Genomic DNA, 16,602 nt, shown 5'->3' with positions numbered 1-16,602 from the left:
ACCGCTGTTTGCCCGCGGCACGACCATCGCCCGGCACCGCTGTCCATTATATTTTCGACCACTCCCATGCTCGCCCAACAAAAACAAGAGATCGTTGCCCTGTTCCAGGCCGCCCTGGCTCCCATCGTCGCCGGCACCGACCTCACGCCAAACGTCGTCCTGGAGCGTCCGCGCGACCCCAGCCACGGCGACATCGCCTGCAACATCGCCATGCAGCTGGCCAAGCCGCTCAAGACCAACCCGCGCGAACTGGCCACCCGCCTGGTCGCCGCGCTGCTGGCCGATCCGAAGGCCCAGGGCCTGGTGGAATCGGCCGACGTGGCCGGCCCCGGCTTCATCAACCTGCGCGTGTCGGCCGCCGCCAAGCAGTCGGTCGTGCGCACCATCCTGCAGCAGGGCGATCAGTTCGGCCGCGGCACGGGCGGCAACGGCCACCACGCGATCATCGAATTCGTCTCGGCCAACCCGACCGGTCCGCTGCACGTGGGCCACGGCCGCCAGGCGGCGCTGGGCGACGCCCTGTCCTCGCTGTTCGAGGCGCAGGGCCACCAGGTGACCCGCGAGTTCTATTACAACGACGCCGGCGTGCAGATCGCCACGCTCGCCACCTCCGTGCAGGCGCGCGCGCGCGGCTTCAAGCCGGGCGACGCCGAATGGCCCGAGTCGGCCTACAACGGCGACTACATCGCCGACATCGCCGCCGACTTCCTGGCGAAGAAGACCGTGTCGGCCAGCGACGGCGCCCCGGCCACCGGCAGCGGCGACGTCGACGACATCGAGTCGATCCGCCGCTTCGCCGTGACCTACCTGCGCAACGAGCAGGACCAGGACCTGCAGGCCTTCGGCGTCAAGTTCGACAACTACTACCTCGAATCGTCGCTGTACGCCGACGGCAAGGTGGAGGCGGCCGTGCAGGCGCTGGTCGATGCCGGCGTCACCTACGAACAGGACGGCGCGCTGTGGCTCAGGACCACCGACTACGGCGACGACAAGGACCGCGTGATGCGCAAGTCCGACGGCACCTATACCTATTTCGTGCCGGACGTGGCCTACCACATCCAGAAGTTCAAGCGCGGCTTCGACCAGGCCATCAACATCCAGGGCAGCGACCACCACGGCACCATCGCGCGCGTGCGCGCCGGCCTGCAGGCCGTGAACATCGGCATCCCGCAGGGCTATCCCGACTACGTGCTGCACAAGATGGTCACCGTCATGAAGAACGGCGAGGAGGTCAAGATCTCCAAGCGCGCCGGTTCCTACGTCACCGTGCGCGACCTGATCGAGTGGTCCGGCAACGGCGACGTCACGCGCGGCCGCGACGCCGTGCGCTTCTTCCTCATCTCGCGCAAGGCCGACACCGAGTTCGTGTTCGACGTCGACGTCGCCCTGGCCACCAACGACGAGAACCCCGTCTACTACGTGCAGTACGCCCACGCGCGCATCTGCTCGGCCCTGGCCAACTGGGGCGGCGACCCGGCGACCCTGGCCGGCGTCGACCTGTCGCCGCTGACCGAGCCGCACGAGCAGGCGCTGCTCGCGAAGCTGGCGTCGTATCCGGAGATGCTGCAGCGCGCCCAGGCCGAACTCGGCCCGCACCAGGTGGCGTTCTACCTGCGCGAGCTGGCCGGCGAGCTGCACAGCTACTACTTCGCGCACAAGTGGCTGCTGGACGACGACGAGGCGCTGAAGCTGGCGCGCCTGGCCCTGGCGACCGCCACCCGCCAGGTGCTGCGCAACGGCCTCGCGCTGATCGGCGTGTCCGCCCCGGACAAGATGTAAGCGTTTACTTTTTCGATCGTTACGACACCGCACCAATGACCGCCGCATTTCGCCCAGACCTCCGCTCAGCTCTCAGTCTTCGCCCACTTTCGCGCCAACGCGGCAGCACGCTGACTGGCCTCATCATCGGCCTGATCATCGGCCTGGGCATCGCGGTCGCGGTGGCCCTGACGATCACCAAGGGCGCCTCGCCCTTCACGGACAAGACGGCCAAGTCGGGCCGTCCGGCCGACCCGGCACCGGACCAGGCCGCCGATCCGAACAAGCCCCTGTACGGCAACCGCGACGCCGCCCGTGAAGCGAGCCGCGCGCTGGCCGACAAGGCCACGCGCGCGCCGGCGCCGGCCGCACCGGCCGCACCTGCCGCGCCGAGCGACACGAAGGCAGCGGATGCCGATCCGCTGGGCCAGATGATCGCGGGCCTGAAGGATCCGTCCGAGAAGCCGGCGGCGCCGGCCGCCCGCGCTTCGTCCCCGTCCGCGTCTCCATCTGCGGCCCCGGCCGCGCGCACGCCGTCCGCGCCGGCGACCGCCACGGCGGCCGCACCCGCGCCTGCCTCCGCTTCCGGCGACTACATCTATTACCTGCAGGCCGGCGCGTTCCGCGAGATCTCGGACGCCGAGGCGACCCGCGCCAAGCTGGCCCTGCTCGGCTTCGAGGCTTCGATCAGCGACCGCACCAGCGGCGACAATGTGCTGCACCGCGTGCGCCTCGGACCGTACAACCAAGTCGAAGCGATGAACAAGGCGCGCGCCAAGCTGCTCGACAGCGGCGTCGACGTCGCCATCGTGCGCAACCAGCGCTGATCCGGCGCCAGATCGGCGCCTGATTTCCGCCGCACCCGCGTCATCAACCAAGGAGAAGCCATGCGCGCACTGCGCCGCCTGTTCTGCACCGCCCTCGCCGGCCTGGCCGGCGCCGCCGTCCTCCCCGCCGGCGCGGCCGAGCCGCAAGCGGGCAAGGATTACGTGACCCTGGCCAATGCCCAGCCCACCGAGTCCGGCAAGAAGGTCGAGGTCATCGAGTTCTTCGCCTACTACTGCCCGCACTGCTACGCCTTCGATCCGATGCTGACGGAATGGGTCAGGAAGCAGGGCGACAACATCGTCTTCAAGCGCGTGCACGTGTCGGCCGGCGCTTCCGCGGTGCCGCAGCAGCGCCTGTTCTACACGCTCGAGGCGATGGGACTGACGGACCAGTACCACACCAAAGCCTTCGAAGCGATCCACGTGCAGCGCATCCGCTTCGCCAATGACGAGCAGGTGTTCGACTGGGCCGCGAAGAACGGCATCGACCGCGCCAAGTTCGTCGCCACCTACAACTCCTTCGGCATCGGGGCGCGCCTGCGCCGCGCGTCGGCGATGATGGAATCCTACGACGTCCAGTACTGGCCGATGATCGTGATCGACGGCCGCTACGTGACGTCGCCGTCGCAGGCCGGCAAGGGCGCGGGCCCGGGCCTGTCCGAGACCCAGCAGCAGCAACTGTCGCTGCAGGTGATGGACGCGCTGGTGGCGAAGGCGAAGGCGGAGAAAGGCTGACGATGCAGGCGGCAGTGAACGCCGGGCGCATCATGGCGCAGTCGCACAGCGGCGTCGCCGTCGAGGTGGTGCAGGAAACCGGCTCGACCAATGCGGACCTGCTGGCGCGCGCGCCGGCACTGGCGGCGCCGCTGCTGCTGCTCGCCGAGCACCAGACCGCCGGGCGCGGACGGGCCGGCCGCAGCTGGCTGTCCGCGCCCGGACACTCGCTCACCTTCTCGCTGGCCTGGCGCCTCGAGGGCGGCCTGCAGCGCCTGACGGGGCTGCCGCTCGCGGTCGGCACGGCGCTGGCGGAAACGCTGGGCCGCCTGGGCCAGCCGGTGAAGCTGAAATGGCCGAACGACATCCTGAAGGACGGCGACAAGCTGGCCGGCATCCTCGTCGAGACGCAGGGCATGCCGGACGGCTCGACCTGGGCCGTGATCGGCATCGGATTGAACCTGGCGATGCCGGACGAACTCGAAGCAAGGATCGGGCGCGCCGTCGCCTCGATGCCCTGGCTGGCGCGCATGGACCGCGACGCCTTGATGGCCGCCCTGCTCGACGGCCTGGCCGGCGCGCTGGACGAATTCGCGCGGCACGGCTTCGCGGCGTTCAGCGCGCGCTGGAACCTGCTGCATGCCTACCAGGGCGAGCCCGTCGTCATCCTCGACCGCGGCGAGGTGCTGCACGAGGGCCTGGCCGCCGGCGTCGACGATGCCGGCCGCCTGCTGCTGGACACGGCCGCGGGACGCGTCGCCATCGTCGCCGGCGACGTCTCGCTGCGGCCGAAGCCATAAGGAGACTGCCATGCTGCTGCTCGTGGACGCCGGCAATACCCGCATCAAATGGGCGCTCGCCGCCGCCGGCGCGGCGCCCGGCGACTGGATCGCGCACGGCGCCGTGCCGCATGCGGAGCTGGAGCGCCTGGTGCCTGCCTGGGCCGGACAAGGTGTGACGCGTGCGATCGTCTCCAACGTCGCCGGCGCCGCCATGGCCGCCCAGCTGCAGGCCGTGCTGCCGGTGGCGCCGACCTGGTTCACGGCGCGTCCCGCGCTGGCCGGCCTCGTCAACCGCTACCGCGATCCCGCGCAACTGGGCAGCGACCGCTTCGCCGCCGCCCTCGGCGCACGCACGCTGGCGCCCGGCAAGGCCCTCGTCGTCGCCACCTGCGGCACGGCGACCACGGTCGATGCCGTCAGCGCGGGCGGCGAATTCCTGGGCGGGATGATCCTGCCGGGCCTGGGCCTGATGCTGGGCGCGCTCGCGCGCGGCACGGCGCAACTGCCGCAGGTGGTCCCGGGGGCGACCCCGCCGACCTTTGCCGACCACACCAGCGACGCCATCCTGTCCGGCTGCATGGCGGCGCAGGCCGGCGCGATCGAACGCGCCTGCGCGCACTTGCCGGCCGAGCTGTGCATCGTTTCCGGCGGCGCGGCGCCCGGCATCGCGCCGCTGCTGACGGTGCCGCACTGGATGCTGGACAATATCGTGCTGGTGGGCCTGCATGCGGCCGCCCCGCACCTGGACTGACGAGGAATTCCGATGCTGCGACTCGCCTTCTGGTCCCTGCTTGCCTTGAACCTGATCCTGTTCGCCTACGCCCAGGGCGTCCTCGGCACGGCCAGGAGCATGGACCACGAACCGGCGCGCCTGAAGCGCCAATTCAATACCGCCAAGCTGACGCTGCTGACGCGCGAGCAGGCCGAGGCGGCCGCCAGCGCGCCGCCGGCGCCGACCTTGCCGGGCGATGCGAATGGCGCCCCCGCGATCGTGACTCCTGCGGCGCCCTCCCCGGCCGCAGCCGCGACGCCCGCCGCGGCGCCGCAAGCCGCGTTTGCCTGCACCGAGATCGGTCCCTTCGACGACACCGACGCGCGCCGCTTCGAGACGCGCCTGGCCGCCCTCGACCTGGGCGAGCGCCAGTCGCGCCAGGCCGTGCAGGCGCAGGACGTGAACAGCTGGCTGGTGAACATTCCGCCCCAGGGCGGCAAGGAAGGCGCCGACCGCAAGTCGGCCGAGCTGCGCGCGCTGGGCGTGACCAATTTCTACGTGCTGCAGGGCGACTCGCCGATGCGCTACGCGATCTCGCTGGGCGTGTTCAAGACGGAAAAAGGCGCCCAGGCGCTGCTGGCGCAACTGAACAAGCAGGGCGTGCACAGCGCCCGCATCACGCCGCGCGGTCCGCAGACCACGCACTACGTCTACCGCGTGCGCGCGCTCGATGCGGCGACGCGCAAGCGCATCGAAGGGTATGCGCAGCGCTACGATGTGGACGTGAAGAGCTGCGCTTAATTACCCGTCACCCCACCACCCGTCGCCCCTGCGCAGGCAGGGCCCAAGTTTCCAGCGCTAACGCAACGCGTGCAATATTGGGCCCCTGCCTGCGCAGGGGTGACGGGGTTTGCGCAGGGGCGACGTGGTTTGATGTTGCGCCTGGTCTAGCGCCGCACGACGATCGGCTTCAATCCCAGCGACGCCGGCAGGGAACGCGCCGCTTCCTGCGCCATCGCGCGCGTTTCGTAGGGACCGCAATACAGGCGGTTGATGCTGCCCGACGTGACCACTTCGATTGCCTGCGACACGCCCGACTTCTTGACCATCTCGCTCATTTCCTCGGCCTTGCCCGCGCGGCCGAACGCGCCCAGCTGCAGGTAGTAGCCCGAAGCAGCGAATGACACGGGCGACGGAGACGCGCCGGCCTGTGCGGGCTGCGCACGCGCCACGGCAGCATTGTCCATCTCGACGCGGTCTTCCAGCATGAGCGCGGCGATGCCCGGCGGCGGCAGCGCCTGCGCTTCGGACGCGGCGGCGCGGCGTGCCGTGGCGATGCGCGTGCCGTCCTCGGGGAACAGGCGCTCGACCTGGACTTCGTGGCTGCCCTTGCCCAGCAGGCCGAGCTTGAGCGCAGCCGTGTACGACACGTCGATCAGGCGGTCGGAGTGGAAGGGACCGCGGTCGTTGATGCGCACGATGACGGACTGGCCGCTCTCGACGCTGGTGATGCGGGCATACGACGGGATCGGCAGCGTGGGGTGCGCCGCCGTCATCTTGTACATGTCGTAGGGCTCGCCCGAGGACGTGCGCTGGCCATGGAACTTGACGCCGTACCAGCTGGCGATGCCGCGCTGCTTGTACGGCTCCTCGTTCAGCAGGGGCGTGTAGGTGGTGCCGAAGACCGTGTACGGCCGGTTCGCGAACTTCGCATAGGGCTCGTACTTGACGACGGCATCGGGCACGTCGCGCAGGCCCGCCGGCGGGTTCGCGCCGGGACCGTCGTCCTGGTAGTAGCCGCCGCGCCCGGAACCCGGCGCGGGCAGCTTGGGCAGGTCGTTGCCGACGGCCGGATGGTTGGCCGTGACCTTGTGTTTCCAGGGGAGCGGGATCAGGCTTTTGTGTTCGCCGGTTTCCGTGGTACTGCAACCGGTGATCATTGCCAATGACGCAATGACCGCGGGCAGATACCTAGGAACGGCCATTGCGTTCTTTTTCATATCAGGTCTGCATCAGGTCTGCACCAGCTTGCGGTGCCGTTGAATGCTCATCAATATACCACTGCCGAGGCCCAAAGTAATCAGCGCGGTTCCGCCATAGCTCATGAAAGGCAGGGGAACTCCGACGACCGGCAGGATGCCGCTGACCATGCCCATATTGACGAAGGCATACATGAAGAACATCATCGAGATCGCGCCGGCGAGCAGGCGCGTGAACAGGTTCGGCGCATTCGCCGCGATCATCAGGCCGCGACCGATCAGCAGCAGGTACAGGAACAGCAGTACCAGGTTGCCGACCAGGCCGAATTCCTCCGAATACACGGAGAAGATGAAGTCGGTCGTGCGCTCGGGAATGAATTCCAGGTAGGCTTGCGTGCCCTTCATATAGCCCTTGCCCGAGACGCCGCCGGAACCGATCGCGATCACCGACTGGATGATGTGGAAGCCCTTGCCCAGCGGGTCGGATGTCGGGTCGATCAGCGTCATCACGCGCTCGCGCTGGTAGTCGTGCAGCATCGACCAGGCCACCGGCAGGCTGGCCGCGCCCAGCGTCACCAGCGCCACCAGCGCCTTCCACGACAGGCCGGCCAGGAAGATCACCCAGAAGCCGGTGCCGCCGACCAGCAGCGCCGTGCCCAGGTCCGGCTGCTTGGCGATCAGCGTGAACGGAATCGCCAGCAGCAGCGCACCCACGGCGAACGACTGCCACTTGAGCATGCCGGCGCGGGTCTGGAAGTACCAGGCCAGCATCAGCGGCGTGGCGATCTTCATGATCTCGGACGGCTGGATGTCCACGCCCACGTGCAGCCAGCGCCGCGCGCCCTTCTTGATGATGCCGAACAGCGCTACCGCGATCAGCAGCGACACGCCGAAGCTGTAGATCGGCACCGCGAGGCGCAGCAGCGTCTGCGGCGGGATGTTCGCCGCCACCCACATGACGATGAAGGACAGCAGGATGTTGCGCATCTGCCCTTCCATGCGGCCCGGGAAGTCGTGGCCCGCGGAGCTCAGCGTCAGCGTGCCGGCCGAGAACAGCAGGAACAGGATCATCGCCAGGGGGCCGTCGAAGACCGTGATATACGGCTTCATGCGGCGCCACAGCGAGCGCCGTTCGGGAATGTGTGCCATCGCTTACTCCACGTTGCCGGCAGCTTCGGCAGGCGCGGCCGGCGCAGCCGCCGCTTCCTTCGGCACCGTCGGCTTGTCCTTGTCGCCCGGGCGTTTGCCGAGCAGGTAATAGTCGAGCGCCTTGCGCGCGATCGGTGCCGCGTAGGTCGAGCCGAAGCCGGCGTTCTCGACCACCATGGCGATCGCGATGCGCGGCTTGTCGGCCGGGGCGAAGGCGGTGAACAGCGCGTTGTCGCGCAGGCGCTCGGGCGTCATGTTGTGGTTGTACTTGGCGCCCCTCAGGCCCACCACCTGCGCGGTACCCGTCTTGCCGCCGGCGACGTAGCCGGCATTGCGGAACGGGATGAAGCCGGTGCCGCTCTGGTCGTTGATGACGCCCACCATCGCGCGCTTGATGACGTCGATGTTTTCCTGCCTGAGCGGGATGCGGCCCGATTCCTTGGGCACCGTCAGCGTGCGCTGGCGCGTCGCCGCGTCTTCCAGCATCTTGACCAGGTGGGGCTTCATCACGACGCCGTTGTTGGCCAGCGTCGCCACCGCGTGCGACAGCTGCAGCATCGTGTAGTTGTTGAAGCCCTGGCCGATCGACACCGAGATCGTGTCGCCGCCGACCCACTTCTGCGCGGCGCGGTTGCGCTTGAAGCGCTCGCGCTTCCATTCCTGCGACGGCAGCACGCCCGCGCGTTCGTGCTCGAGGTCGATGCCGGTCGGCTGGCCGAAGCCGAACTGCTTCATGAAGCCGCTGATCGCATCAATGCCCATCTCGTTGCCGAGCTGGTAGTAATAGGTGTCGCAGGACATCACGATCGAACGGTACATGTCGACATAGCCGTGGCCGCCCGGCTTGTCGTCGTTGAAGCGGTGCCCGCCCAGCATGAAGAAGCCGGCATCGCTGATGCCCTGCTCCGGACGGCGCTTGCCCAGTTCCAGCGCGGCCAGCGCCATGAAGGGCTTGAAGGTCGAGCCGGGCGGATAGGTGCCGGACAGCGGACGGTTCATCAGCGGCTTGTCGAGCGAGGTATTCAGCTCGTTCCAGCTCTGGCTGTCGATGCCGTCGACGAACAGGTTGGGATCGAAGCCGGGACGCGACACATAGGCCAGCACGTCGCCCGTCTCCGGCTCGATGGCGACGAGCGCGCCGCGGAAGTCGCCGAACGCCTCCTCGACCACCTTCTGCAGCTCGATGTCGATCGACAGGATCAGGTTGTTGCCGGGGACCGGGGCGCGGCGCGACAGCGTGCGGATGGCGCGGCCGCCCGCCGAGCGCTCGACTTCCTCGTAGCCGGTCTGGCCGTGCAGCTGGCGTTCGTAGCTCTTTTCCAGGCCTTCCTTGCCGATATGGTCGGTGCCGTTGTAGTTGGCGGCCACCGCGGTATCCTCGTCTTCCTCGAGCGCCTTGGCCTCCTTCTGGTTGATGCGGCCGATGTAGCCGATCACGTGCGAGGCGACCTCGCCCAGCGGGTACTGGCGGAACAGGCGCGCCTGCACCTCCACGCCGGGAAAGCGGAAGCGCTGGGCGGTGAAGCGCGCGACCTCGTCGTCGGTCAGGCGGTTGCGGATCGGGACGCTGGCGAAGTTGCGCGACTCCTCCATCAATCGCTTGAAGCGTTTCCTGTCCTTCGGCTCGATGGCGACCAGCTTGGACAGTTCGTCGATGACGGAGTCGAGGTTCGCCTCCAGCTTGGACGGCGTGATCTCCAGCGTGTAGGCGGAATAGTTGCTGGCCAGGACCACGCCGTTGCGGTCCAGGATCAGGCCGCGGTTGGGGACGATCGGCACCAGCGCGATGCGGTTGTCCTCGGCCTGGGCCATGTACTGGTCGTGCTTGAGCACCTGCAGCCACACCCAGCGCGTCACCAGGAGGCCGAAGCAGATGAAGATGAAGACGACCAGCGCCGTCAGGCGCATGCGGAACAGGTGGATCTCGCGATCGCTGTCTTTTATTTCGGTCATTGCTTATTCGGGCATCGGTAGGTGCTCAGATCGGACGCGTATGGTCCTTGTCCACGGCACGGCGCTGCGGCGCCAGCAGCAGCCAGGTGATCACGGGCCACAGGGCCACGGCGATCAGGCTCTCGATGAAATGCAGCCAGCCCGGGAAGCGCCCCGTCACGAAGAAGCGCACCAGCACCTGGATCGCCTGGGTCAGCAGCAGCAGCGGGAACACGTGCATCGCCTGCGTCATCAGGGGAAACCACAGCACGCGGCGGTGGATCATGATCGCCAGGTAGGACAGCAGCGTGTAGGCGAGCGCGTTCTCGCCCAGCAGCGTGGCGTCGTGCACGTCCATCAGCAGGCCCATGCAGAAGGCGATGCCGATGCCGACCTTGCGCGGCTGGTGAATGCCCCAGAACACCAGCACCAGCGCGACGAAGTCGGGCGCGCCGATCCAGCGGCCCCAGGGCAGCAGGTTGAGCATGAAGGCGCACACCAGGCTGAACGCGATGAACAGCGGGCTGGCGGGCAGCAGGATGTAGTGCGGACGGTTCGTCGTCGCCATCAGCCGCCCTCCCTCGGCTGGCTGGCCGGCTGGCGCGCGGCCGGCGTCCCGGCGGCCGGCGCTGCGGTGGCCGGCGCCGCGGTGGTCGGGGTTACTGCGGCTGCCGGCCTGGATGCAGGTGCGCCGGCTGGCGCGCGCTGCGCGGGGGCGGTCGCAGTGCCGGCAGGCGCGCCGGCGGCGGGACGCGCCGTACCAGCAGCGGCAGCGGCGGCGGGCGCAGGCTGGCCGTTCGCCGCCGCGCCATTCGCGGCGGCGGGCGCCGCCGGCGGCAAGGGCGTGGCCTGCAGCGGCGGCAGCGGGATCGGGGCCATCTTCGGCAGGTTGCGGCGCGCCGTCGTGTTCGCGTTCGGCTTGGCCGCCTCCTCCGGCGGACGCGGCGCGGCCGGTTCGTCGGACATGACGATCAGCAGCTGGCGGTGGCGGTCGATGCCGGCCAGCGGCTGGCACACGACGTGGCCGAAGGAACCGGCCGCCACGTTCTCGACCTGCACCACCTTGGCCACGGCCAGGCCGGCCGGGTACATGCCGTCCAGGCCGGAGGTGACGAGGACGTCGCCGACCTGGATGTCGGCATTCGGCGCGACGAAGCGCAGGTCCAGCAGGCCGGAGTGGCCACGCCCGTAGGCGACGCTGCGCAGGCCGCTCCTGAGCACCTGCACGGGGATCGCCTGCTCCTTGTCGGTCAGCAGCGTGACTTCGGACGTGAACGGGAACACGCGCGTGACCTGGCCGACCACGCCGGCGTTGTCGATCACGGGCAGGCCGGCCTTGACGCCGCTCTGCGCGCCGCGGTCGAGCACCACGCGGCGCGTCGACGGGTCGCGCGCGTCGTACAGGATCTCGGCCATCATCGAGCGCACCGGCAGGTGGGCGCGCGCGTCCATCAGCTTGCGCAGCTGGACGTTCTCGGCCATCTGGAGCTGGGCCTGCTGCATCGCCTGGGCCAGCGCGACCTGCTGGCTCTTGAGGTCATGCACTTCCTTCTGCAGCGCGGAGATCGAGGAAAAATAGCTGCCCATGTTCGCGAGCGCGTCGCGCGGGACCAGGGCGGCCATCTGCAGCGGGTACAGCACCGTGCCCGCCACCTGACGCACGGCGCCGAGCGCATGAAAACGCGCGTCGACCACCAGCAGGGCGATCGAGATCAGCGCGAACACCGTCACCTTGACCCTTGCGGGGGCGCCTTGCTTGAACAGCGGCGGAGGACTGTATTCCATGACTTCCAATAATGCAGGCGCCGTGCGCCAACGTCAACGAAGGTGCCGGGCACCGGAAAGCGTGAAACGGCGCCGGGCGCCAGATGGCCCGACGCGGGCAGGCCCGCGGCTCGCGCCGCAGGCACTGCCCGCGCCATGCAGCACGTGCTTACTCGTACGAGAAGATCGAGCCAAGCTTGTCCATGCGCTCCAGCGCCATGCCCGAGCCGCGCACCACGCAGGTCAGCGGATCTTCGGCCACCAGCACCGGCAGGCCGGTTTCTTCCATCAGCAGGCGATCCAGGTCGCGCAGCAGCGCGCCGCCGCCGGTCAGCATCATGCCCTTCTCGGCGATGTCGGCGCCCAGTTCCGGCGGGGTCTGCTCCAGCGCGTTCTTGACGGCCGAGACGATGTTGTTGAGCGGGTCGGTCAGGGCTTCCAGGATCTCGTTGGACGAGATCGTGAAGGAACGGGGGATACCTTCGGACAGGTTGCGGCCCTTGACTTCCATTTCCTTGACTTCCGAACCCGGGAAGGCGGAGCCTATGGCTTTCTTGATCGCCTCGGCGGTCTGTTCGCCGATCAGCATGCCGTAGTTGCGGCGGATATAGTTGACGATCGCCTCGTCGAACTTGTCGCCGCCGACGCGCACCGAACCCTTGTACACCATGCCGCCCAGCGAGATGATGCCGACCTCGGTGGTGCCGCCGCCGATGTCGACGACCATCGAACCGGTCGCCTCGGCCACCGGCAGGCCGGCGCCGATCGCGGCCGCCATCGGCTCCTCGATCAGGTAGACCTGCGAGGCGCCGGCGCCCAGCGCCGATTCGCGGATCGCGCGGCGCTCGACCTGGGTCGAACCGCAGGGCACGCAGATGATGATGCGCGGCGACGGACGGAAGAATTTGGAGTCGTGCACCATGCGGATGAACTGCTTGAGCATCTGCTCGGTGACGGTGAAGTCGGCGATCACGCCGTCCTTCATCGGGCGGATCGCCTCGATGTTGCCGGGGACCTTGCCGAGCATCTGCTTGGCTTCCTTGCCGACCGCCTGGATCGTCTTCTTGCCGTTCGGGCCGCCTTCCTGGCGGATCGCGACGACCGACGGCTCGTCCAGCACGATGCCCAGGCCGCGCACGTAGATCAGCGTGTTGGCGGTGCCCAGGTCGATGGCCAGGTCATTCGAGAAATAGCTGCGTAAAAAACCAAACATGTGTGTCCTGATGCGCAACCGAGTGCGCCTAAAAACGAACCTCGAAAAACGTTTCCAAGGCCCTCATCATTGATCGGGAATCCTCGCCGCGATCGCCAAGGTGCGTCGCGGGCTTCTTGTGGTACGGAGGGGCCGACGGCGACTGCGCCGCCGAGGGCGGCACGCCGGTCTGCCCTTTCGGCGCCGAGAACGCATTAGCCCGCCATTCTACCTTATAATTTGTCGATTAAACGCTGAAAAACGGCCCGATTGGGCTTCAATTCGGCAGGCGAGATCGGCGGTATTACCAAGCTTTTATCGGCTTTAACGCGCCGTTGTCCAAATTTCATTATCTGCATAACCATCCTTGAACGCGGCATCGAACCGCGCCATTTGCCATGTCCCTGACACTTTCAGACGTAAAACGGATCGCCAACCTGGCCCAGCTCGATATGGACGAAGCTCACGCCGAGATCGCCCTGAACGAGCTGAACGGGATCTTCGCCCTGGCCGAGCAGATGCAGGCCGTCGACACCACGGGTGTCGCGCCGCTGGCCCAGCCGCTGTCCGCCATCCTCGCGCAACCGCTGCGCCTGCGCGAGGACGTGGTCACCGAGGAGAACCGCCGCGAGGATTACCAGGCGCCGGCCCCGAAAGCCCAGGACGGCCTGTACCTCGTCCCGAAAGTCATCGAATAACCCAGCCGCGAACGTTGTCATCATGCATAACAAGACCATCAAGGAGCTGTCCACGCTCCTGCACGCGAAACAGATCTCGGCGACCGAGCTGACGCAGCACTACCTCGACCGCATCGCAGCGAGCGGCCACAATGCCTTCCTGGACGTGAATCCGGAGCTGTCGCTGGCCCAGGCGAAGGCCGCCGATGCGCGCATCGCCGACGGCCTGGCCGGTCCGCTGACCGGCATCCCCATCGCCCACAAGGACATCTTCGTGACCCAGGGCTGGCGCTCGACCGCCGCCTCGAAGATGCTGGGTAATTACGTCAGCCCCTTCGACGCGACCGTCGTCACGAAGTTCGCCGACGCCGGCATGGTCACGCTGGGCAAGCTCAATTGCGACGAATTCGCGATGGGCTCGTCCAACGAGAACTCGGCCTTCGGCGCCGTCAAGAACCCGTGGGATGCGCTCGCCGTGCCGGGCGGCTCCTCGGGCGGTTCGGCCGCCGCCATCGCCGCGCGCTTGGCGCCGGCCGCGACCGGCACCGACACGGGCGGCTCGATCCGCCAGCCGGCCGCCTTCTGCGGCATCACCGGCATCAAGCCGACCTACGGCCGCGTGTCCCGCTTCGGCATGATCGCGTTCGCTTCCTCGCTCGACCAGGGCGGCCCGATGGCGCGCACCGCTGAGGACTGCGCCCTGCTGCTGAACGAGATGGTCGGCTTCGACGAGCGCGACTCGACCAGCCTCACCGTCGAACAGGGTAACCTGCGCGAGGACTTCGCGCGCGACCTGAACCAACCTTTGAATGGCCTGCGCATCGGCGTGCCGAAGGAATACTTCGGCGAAGGCCTGGCCGCCGACGTCGAGCAGGCCGTGCGCGCCGCGCTGGACGAATTCGTGAAGCTGGGCGCCACGCTGGTCGAGATCTCGCTGCCGAAGACGGCGCTGTCGATCCCCGTGTACTACATCATCGCGCCGGCCGAGGCCTCGTCGAACCTGTCGCGCTTCGACGGCGTGCGCTACGGCTATCGCGCCCCGGAATACACGGACCTGCAGGACATGTACAAGAAGACCCGCGCCCAGGGCTTCGGCAAGGAAGTCCAGCGCCGCATCATGGTCGGCACCTACGTGCTGTGCCACGGCTACTACGACGCCTACTACGTGCAGGCGCAGAAGATCCGCCGCCTGATCGCCGAGGACTTCCAGGCCGCCTTCAAGGACCAGTGCGACGTGATCATGGGCCCGGTGGCCCCGTCGGTCGCCTGGGACCTGGGCGCCAAGGCCGACGACCCCGTCGCCAACTACCTGGCCGACATCTTCACGCTGTCGACCAGCCTGGCCGGCCTGCCCGGCATGTCGATCCCCGTCGGCTTCGGCCAGGGAGAGAAGAACGCCAAGCGTCCGGTCGGCCTGCAAATCATCGGCAATTACTTCGCCGAGGCGAAACTGCTGAACATCGCGCACCAGTACCAGCAGGTTACGGACTGGCACAACCGCGCACCCGAGGGTGTCTAACGGTTCGGTGGGCATGTGATGCCCACCCTACGCCTGCGAACCATGTAGGGTGGGCACCACGTGCCCACCATTGTCTGCAAAAAGACAAACAAGAGAGAACACTATGCAATGGGAAGTCGTCATCGGTCTTGAGAACCACGTCCAGCTCACGACCAATTCGAAAATTTTCAGCGGCAGCTCGATCAAGTTCGGCGCCGAGCCGAACACCCAGGCCAGCCCCGTCGACCTGGCGCTGCCGGGCGTGCTGCCCGTGATGAACAAGGGCGCCGTCGAGCGCGCGATCCGCTTCGGCCTGGCGGTCGGCGCGAAGATCGCGCCGCAGTCCGTCTTCGCGCGCAAGAACTACTTCTACCCCGACCTGCCGAAGGGCTACCAGATCAGCCAGTTCGAAGATCCGGTGGTCCAGGGCGGCACCATCAGCTTCGCCTACGAAAAGGACGGCAAGCTGGAGACGAAGACCGTCAACCTGACCCGCGCCCACCTCGAGGAAGACGCGGGCAAGTCGCTGCACGAGGACTATGCCGGCATGAGCGGCATCGACCTGAACCGCGCCGGCACGCCGCTGCTGGAGATCGTCTCGGAGCCGGAAATGCGCAGCGCCGCCGAAGCCGTGGCCTATGCCAAGGCCCTGCACGCGCTCGTGATGTGGCTCGGCGTCTGCGACGGCAATATGCAGGAAGGCTCGTTCCGCTGCGACGTCAACGTGTCCGTGCGTCCGCTCGGCCAGAAGGAATTCGGCACCCGCTGCGAGATCAAGAACCTGAACTCCTTCCGCTTCATGGAAGAAGCGATCCACTACGAGGTGCGGCGCCAGATCGAGCTGATCGAGGACGGCGGCAAGGTGCAGCAAGCCACCCGCCTGTGGGATCCGGACAAGAAGGAAACCCGCTCGATGCGCAGCAAGGAAGACGCGCAGGATTACCGCTACTTCCCGGACCCCGACCTGCCGGCCCTGACCATCTCGCAAGACTGGATCGAGCGCGTCAAGGCCGACATGCCGGAACTGCCGGCCGCGATGCGCGCGCGCTTCACGGGCGACTACGGCCTGCCGGAATACGATGCCCTGATCCTGACCTCGTCGCAGGCGATGGCGACCTACTACGAAGCCGTCGTCGCCAAGGCCGGCAAGGAGAACGCCAAGGCCGCCGCCAACTGGATGATGGGCGACGTGGCGTCGACGTTGAACCGCGAAGGCATCGACATCGCCGAATCGCCGGTCGAGGCCTCGCAGCTGGCCCTGCTCCTGAAGCGCATCGCCGACGGCACCATCTCGAACAACGCCGCCAAGAAGGTGTTCGGCCTGATGTGGGAAGCGAAATCGGAAGACGAGCACCTGGCCGACGCCATCATCGAGCGCGAAGGCCTGAAGCAGATCTCGGACACGGGCGCGCTGGAAGCGATCGTCGACGAGGTGCTGGCCAATAACGCCAAGTCGGTCGAGCAGTACCGCGCCGGCAAGGAAGCGGCGATCAACGCCCTCATCGGCCAGTGCATGAAGGCGTCGAAGGGCAAGGCCAATCCGGCCCAGGTGACGGAGCTGCTGAAGCAGAAGCTGGCCGGCTGAACGCTGCCGCCTGCATGAAAAAAACCGGGGCTT

The 16,602-nt window shown here is 67.7% G+C and carries 15 protein-coding genes; 9 read left to right on the top strand and 6 right to left on the bottom strand.

All coding sequences use genetic code 11. The features are described from left to right. Window positions 1-66: 66 nt before the first annotated feature. The 6 genes from argS to ACI1V7_RS26015 are packed head-to-tail and all read left to right on the top strand — an operon-like array spanning window position 67 to window position 5,594. A complete protein-coding gene (argS, locus tag ACI1V7_RS26040; RefSeq protein ID WP_404535121.1) occupies window positions 67-1,779 on the top strand; it encodes an arginine--tRNA ligase in 1,713 nt (570 codons plus the stop codon). Window positions 1,780-1,814: 35 nt separating this feature from the next. Next, entirely contained in the window at window positions 1,815-2,585 is a 771-nt protein-coding gene (locus ACI1V7_RS26035) for an SPOR domain-containing protein (protein WP_404535119.1), read from the top strand. Between the two features lie 60 nt (window positions 2,586-2,645). After that, window positions 2,646-3,320 (top strand): thiol:disulfide interchange protein DsbA/DsbL, encoded by a 675-nt coding sequence (locus ACI1V7_RS26030; RefSeq protein ID WP_404535117.1) that lies wholly within the window; start codon window positions 2,646-2,648, stop codon window positions 3,318-3,320. Between the two features lie 2 nt (window positions 3,321-3,322). Then, the gene (locus tag ACI1V7_RS26025; protein WP_404535115.1) at window positions 3,323-4,099 is read left to right on the top strand and encodes a biotin--[acetyl-CoA-carboxylase] ligase; all 777 of its coding nucleotides are present in this window, start codon (window positions 3,323-3,325) and stop codon (window positions 4,097-4,099) included. A gap of 10 nt (window positions 4,100-4,109) precedes the next feature. Next, window positions 4,110-4,832 carry a type III pantothenate kinase gene (locus tag ACI1V7_RS26020; RefSeq protein ID WP_404535113.1) on the top strand — a complete coding sequence of 241 codons (723 nt, stop codon included), beginning with the start codon at window positions 4,110-4,112 and terminating at the stop codon, window positions 4,830-4,832. 12 nt (window positions 4,833-4,844) lie between these two features. Continuing rightward, window positions 4,845-5,594, top strand: coding sequence for an SPOR domain-containing protein (locus tag ACI1V7_RS26015; protein WP_404535112.1), 750 nt, complete (start codon window positions 4,845-4,847; stop codon window positions 5,592-5,594). Between the two features lie 146 nt (window positions 5,595-5,740). Here ACI1V7_RS26015 and ACI1V7_RS26010 read toward each other — a convergent pair whose 3' ends face one another. From ACI1V7_RS26010 to ACI1V7_RS25985, 6 genes are all read right to left on the bottom strand, one after another. Beyond that, window positions 5,741-6,733: a septal ring lytic transglycosylase RlpA family protein gene (locus tag ACI1V7_RS26010; RefSeq protein WP_404535110.1), complete on the bottom strand. Its 993-nt coding sequence runs from the start codon at window positions 6,731-6,733 to the stop codon at window positions 5,741-5,743. 72 nt (window positions 6,734-6,805) lie between these two features. Continuing rightward, complete coding sequence (gene rodA, locus ACI1V7_RS26005) at window positions 6,806-7,921, bottom strand: rod shape-determining protein RodA (RefSeq protein WP_404535107.1); 1,116 nt, start codon at window positions 7,919-7,921, stop codon at window positions 6,806-6,808. 3 nt (window positions 7,922-7,924) lie between these two features. After that, window positions 7,925-9,874: a penicillin-binding protein 2 gene (gene mrdA, locus ACI1V7_RS26000; RefSeq protein ID WP_404535105.1), complete on the bottom strand. Its 1,950-nt coding sequence runs from the start codon at window positions 9,872-9,874 to the stop codon at window positions 7,925-7,927. A 25-nt stretch (window positions 9,875-9,899) separates the two neighbouring features. Further along, the gene (gene mreD, locus ACI1V7_RS25995; RefSeq protein ID WP_290415052.1) at window positions 9,900-10,421 is read right to left on the bottom strand and encodes a rod shape-determining protein MreD; all 522 of its coding nucleotides are present in this window, start codon (window positions 10,419-10,421) and stop codon (window positions 9,900-9,902) included. Next, the gene (gene mreC / locus ACI1V7_RS25990) at window positions 10,421-11,638 is read right to left on the bottom strand and encodes a rod shape-determining protein MreC (protein ID WP_404535102.1); all 1,218 of its coding nucleotides are present in this window, start codon (window positions 11,636-11,638) and stop codon (window positions 10,421-10,423) included. The genes mreD and mreC overlap by 1 nt, the downstream gene beginning before the upstream one ends. 148 nt (window positions 11,639-11,786) lie before the next feature. Continuing rightward, window positions 11,787-12,830 (bottom strand): rod shape-determining protein, encoded by a 1,044-nt coding sequence (locus tag ACI1V7_RS25985; protein ID WP_036235315.1) that lies wholly within the window; start codon window positions 12,828-12,830, stop codon window positions 11,787-11,789. Window positions 12,831-13,207: 377 nt separating this feature from the next. Here ACI1V7_RS25985 and gatC point away from each other — a divergent pair, with 377 nt between their 5' ends. The 3 genes from gatC to gatB all read left to right on the top strand — a co-directional run bounded on the left by gatC (window position 13,208) and on the right by gatB (window position 16,569). Continuing rightward, window positions 13,208-13,507, top strand: a complete 300-nt coding sequence (gene gatC, locus ACI1V7_RS25980; protein WP_290415215.1) for an Asp-tRNA(Asn)/Glu-tRNA(Gln) amidotransferase subunit GatC — start codon at window positions 13,208-13,210, stop codon at window positions 13,505-13,507. 22 nt (window positions 13,508-13,529) lie between these two features. Then, window positions 13,530-15,005: an Asp-tRNA(Asn)/Glu-tRNA(Gln) amidotransferase subunit GatA gene (gatA, locus tag ACI1V7_RS25975; RefSeq protein WP_404535098.1), complete on the top strand. Its 1,476-nt coding sequence runs from the start codon at window positions 13,530-13,532 to the stop codon at window positions 15,003-15,005. Window positions 15,006-15,075: 70 nt separating this feature from the next. Next, the gene (gene gatB, locus ACI1V7_RS25970) at window positions 15,076-16,569 is read left to right on the top strand and encodes an Asp-tRNA(Asn)/Glu-tRNA(Gln) amidotransferase subunit GatB (RefSeq protein ID WP_404535096.1); all 1,494 of its coding nucleotides are present in this window, start codon (window positions 15,076-15,078) and stop codon (window positions 16,567-16,569) included. Window positions 16,570-16,602 lie beyond the last annotated feature (33 nt).

Source organism: Massilia paldalensis, from assembly GCF_044901715.1.
Lineage (GTDB): Bacteria > Pseudomonadota > Gammaproteobacteria > Burkholderiales > Burkholderiaceae_D > Telluria > Telluria paldalensis.
This window is presented reverse-complemented; position numbering and strand designations above follow the sequence as displayed.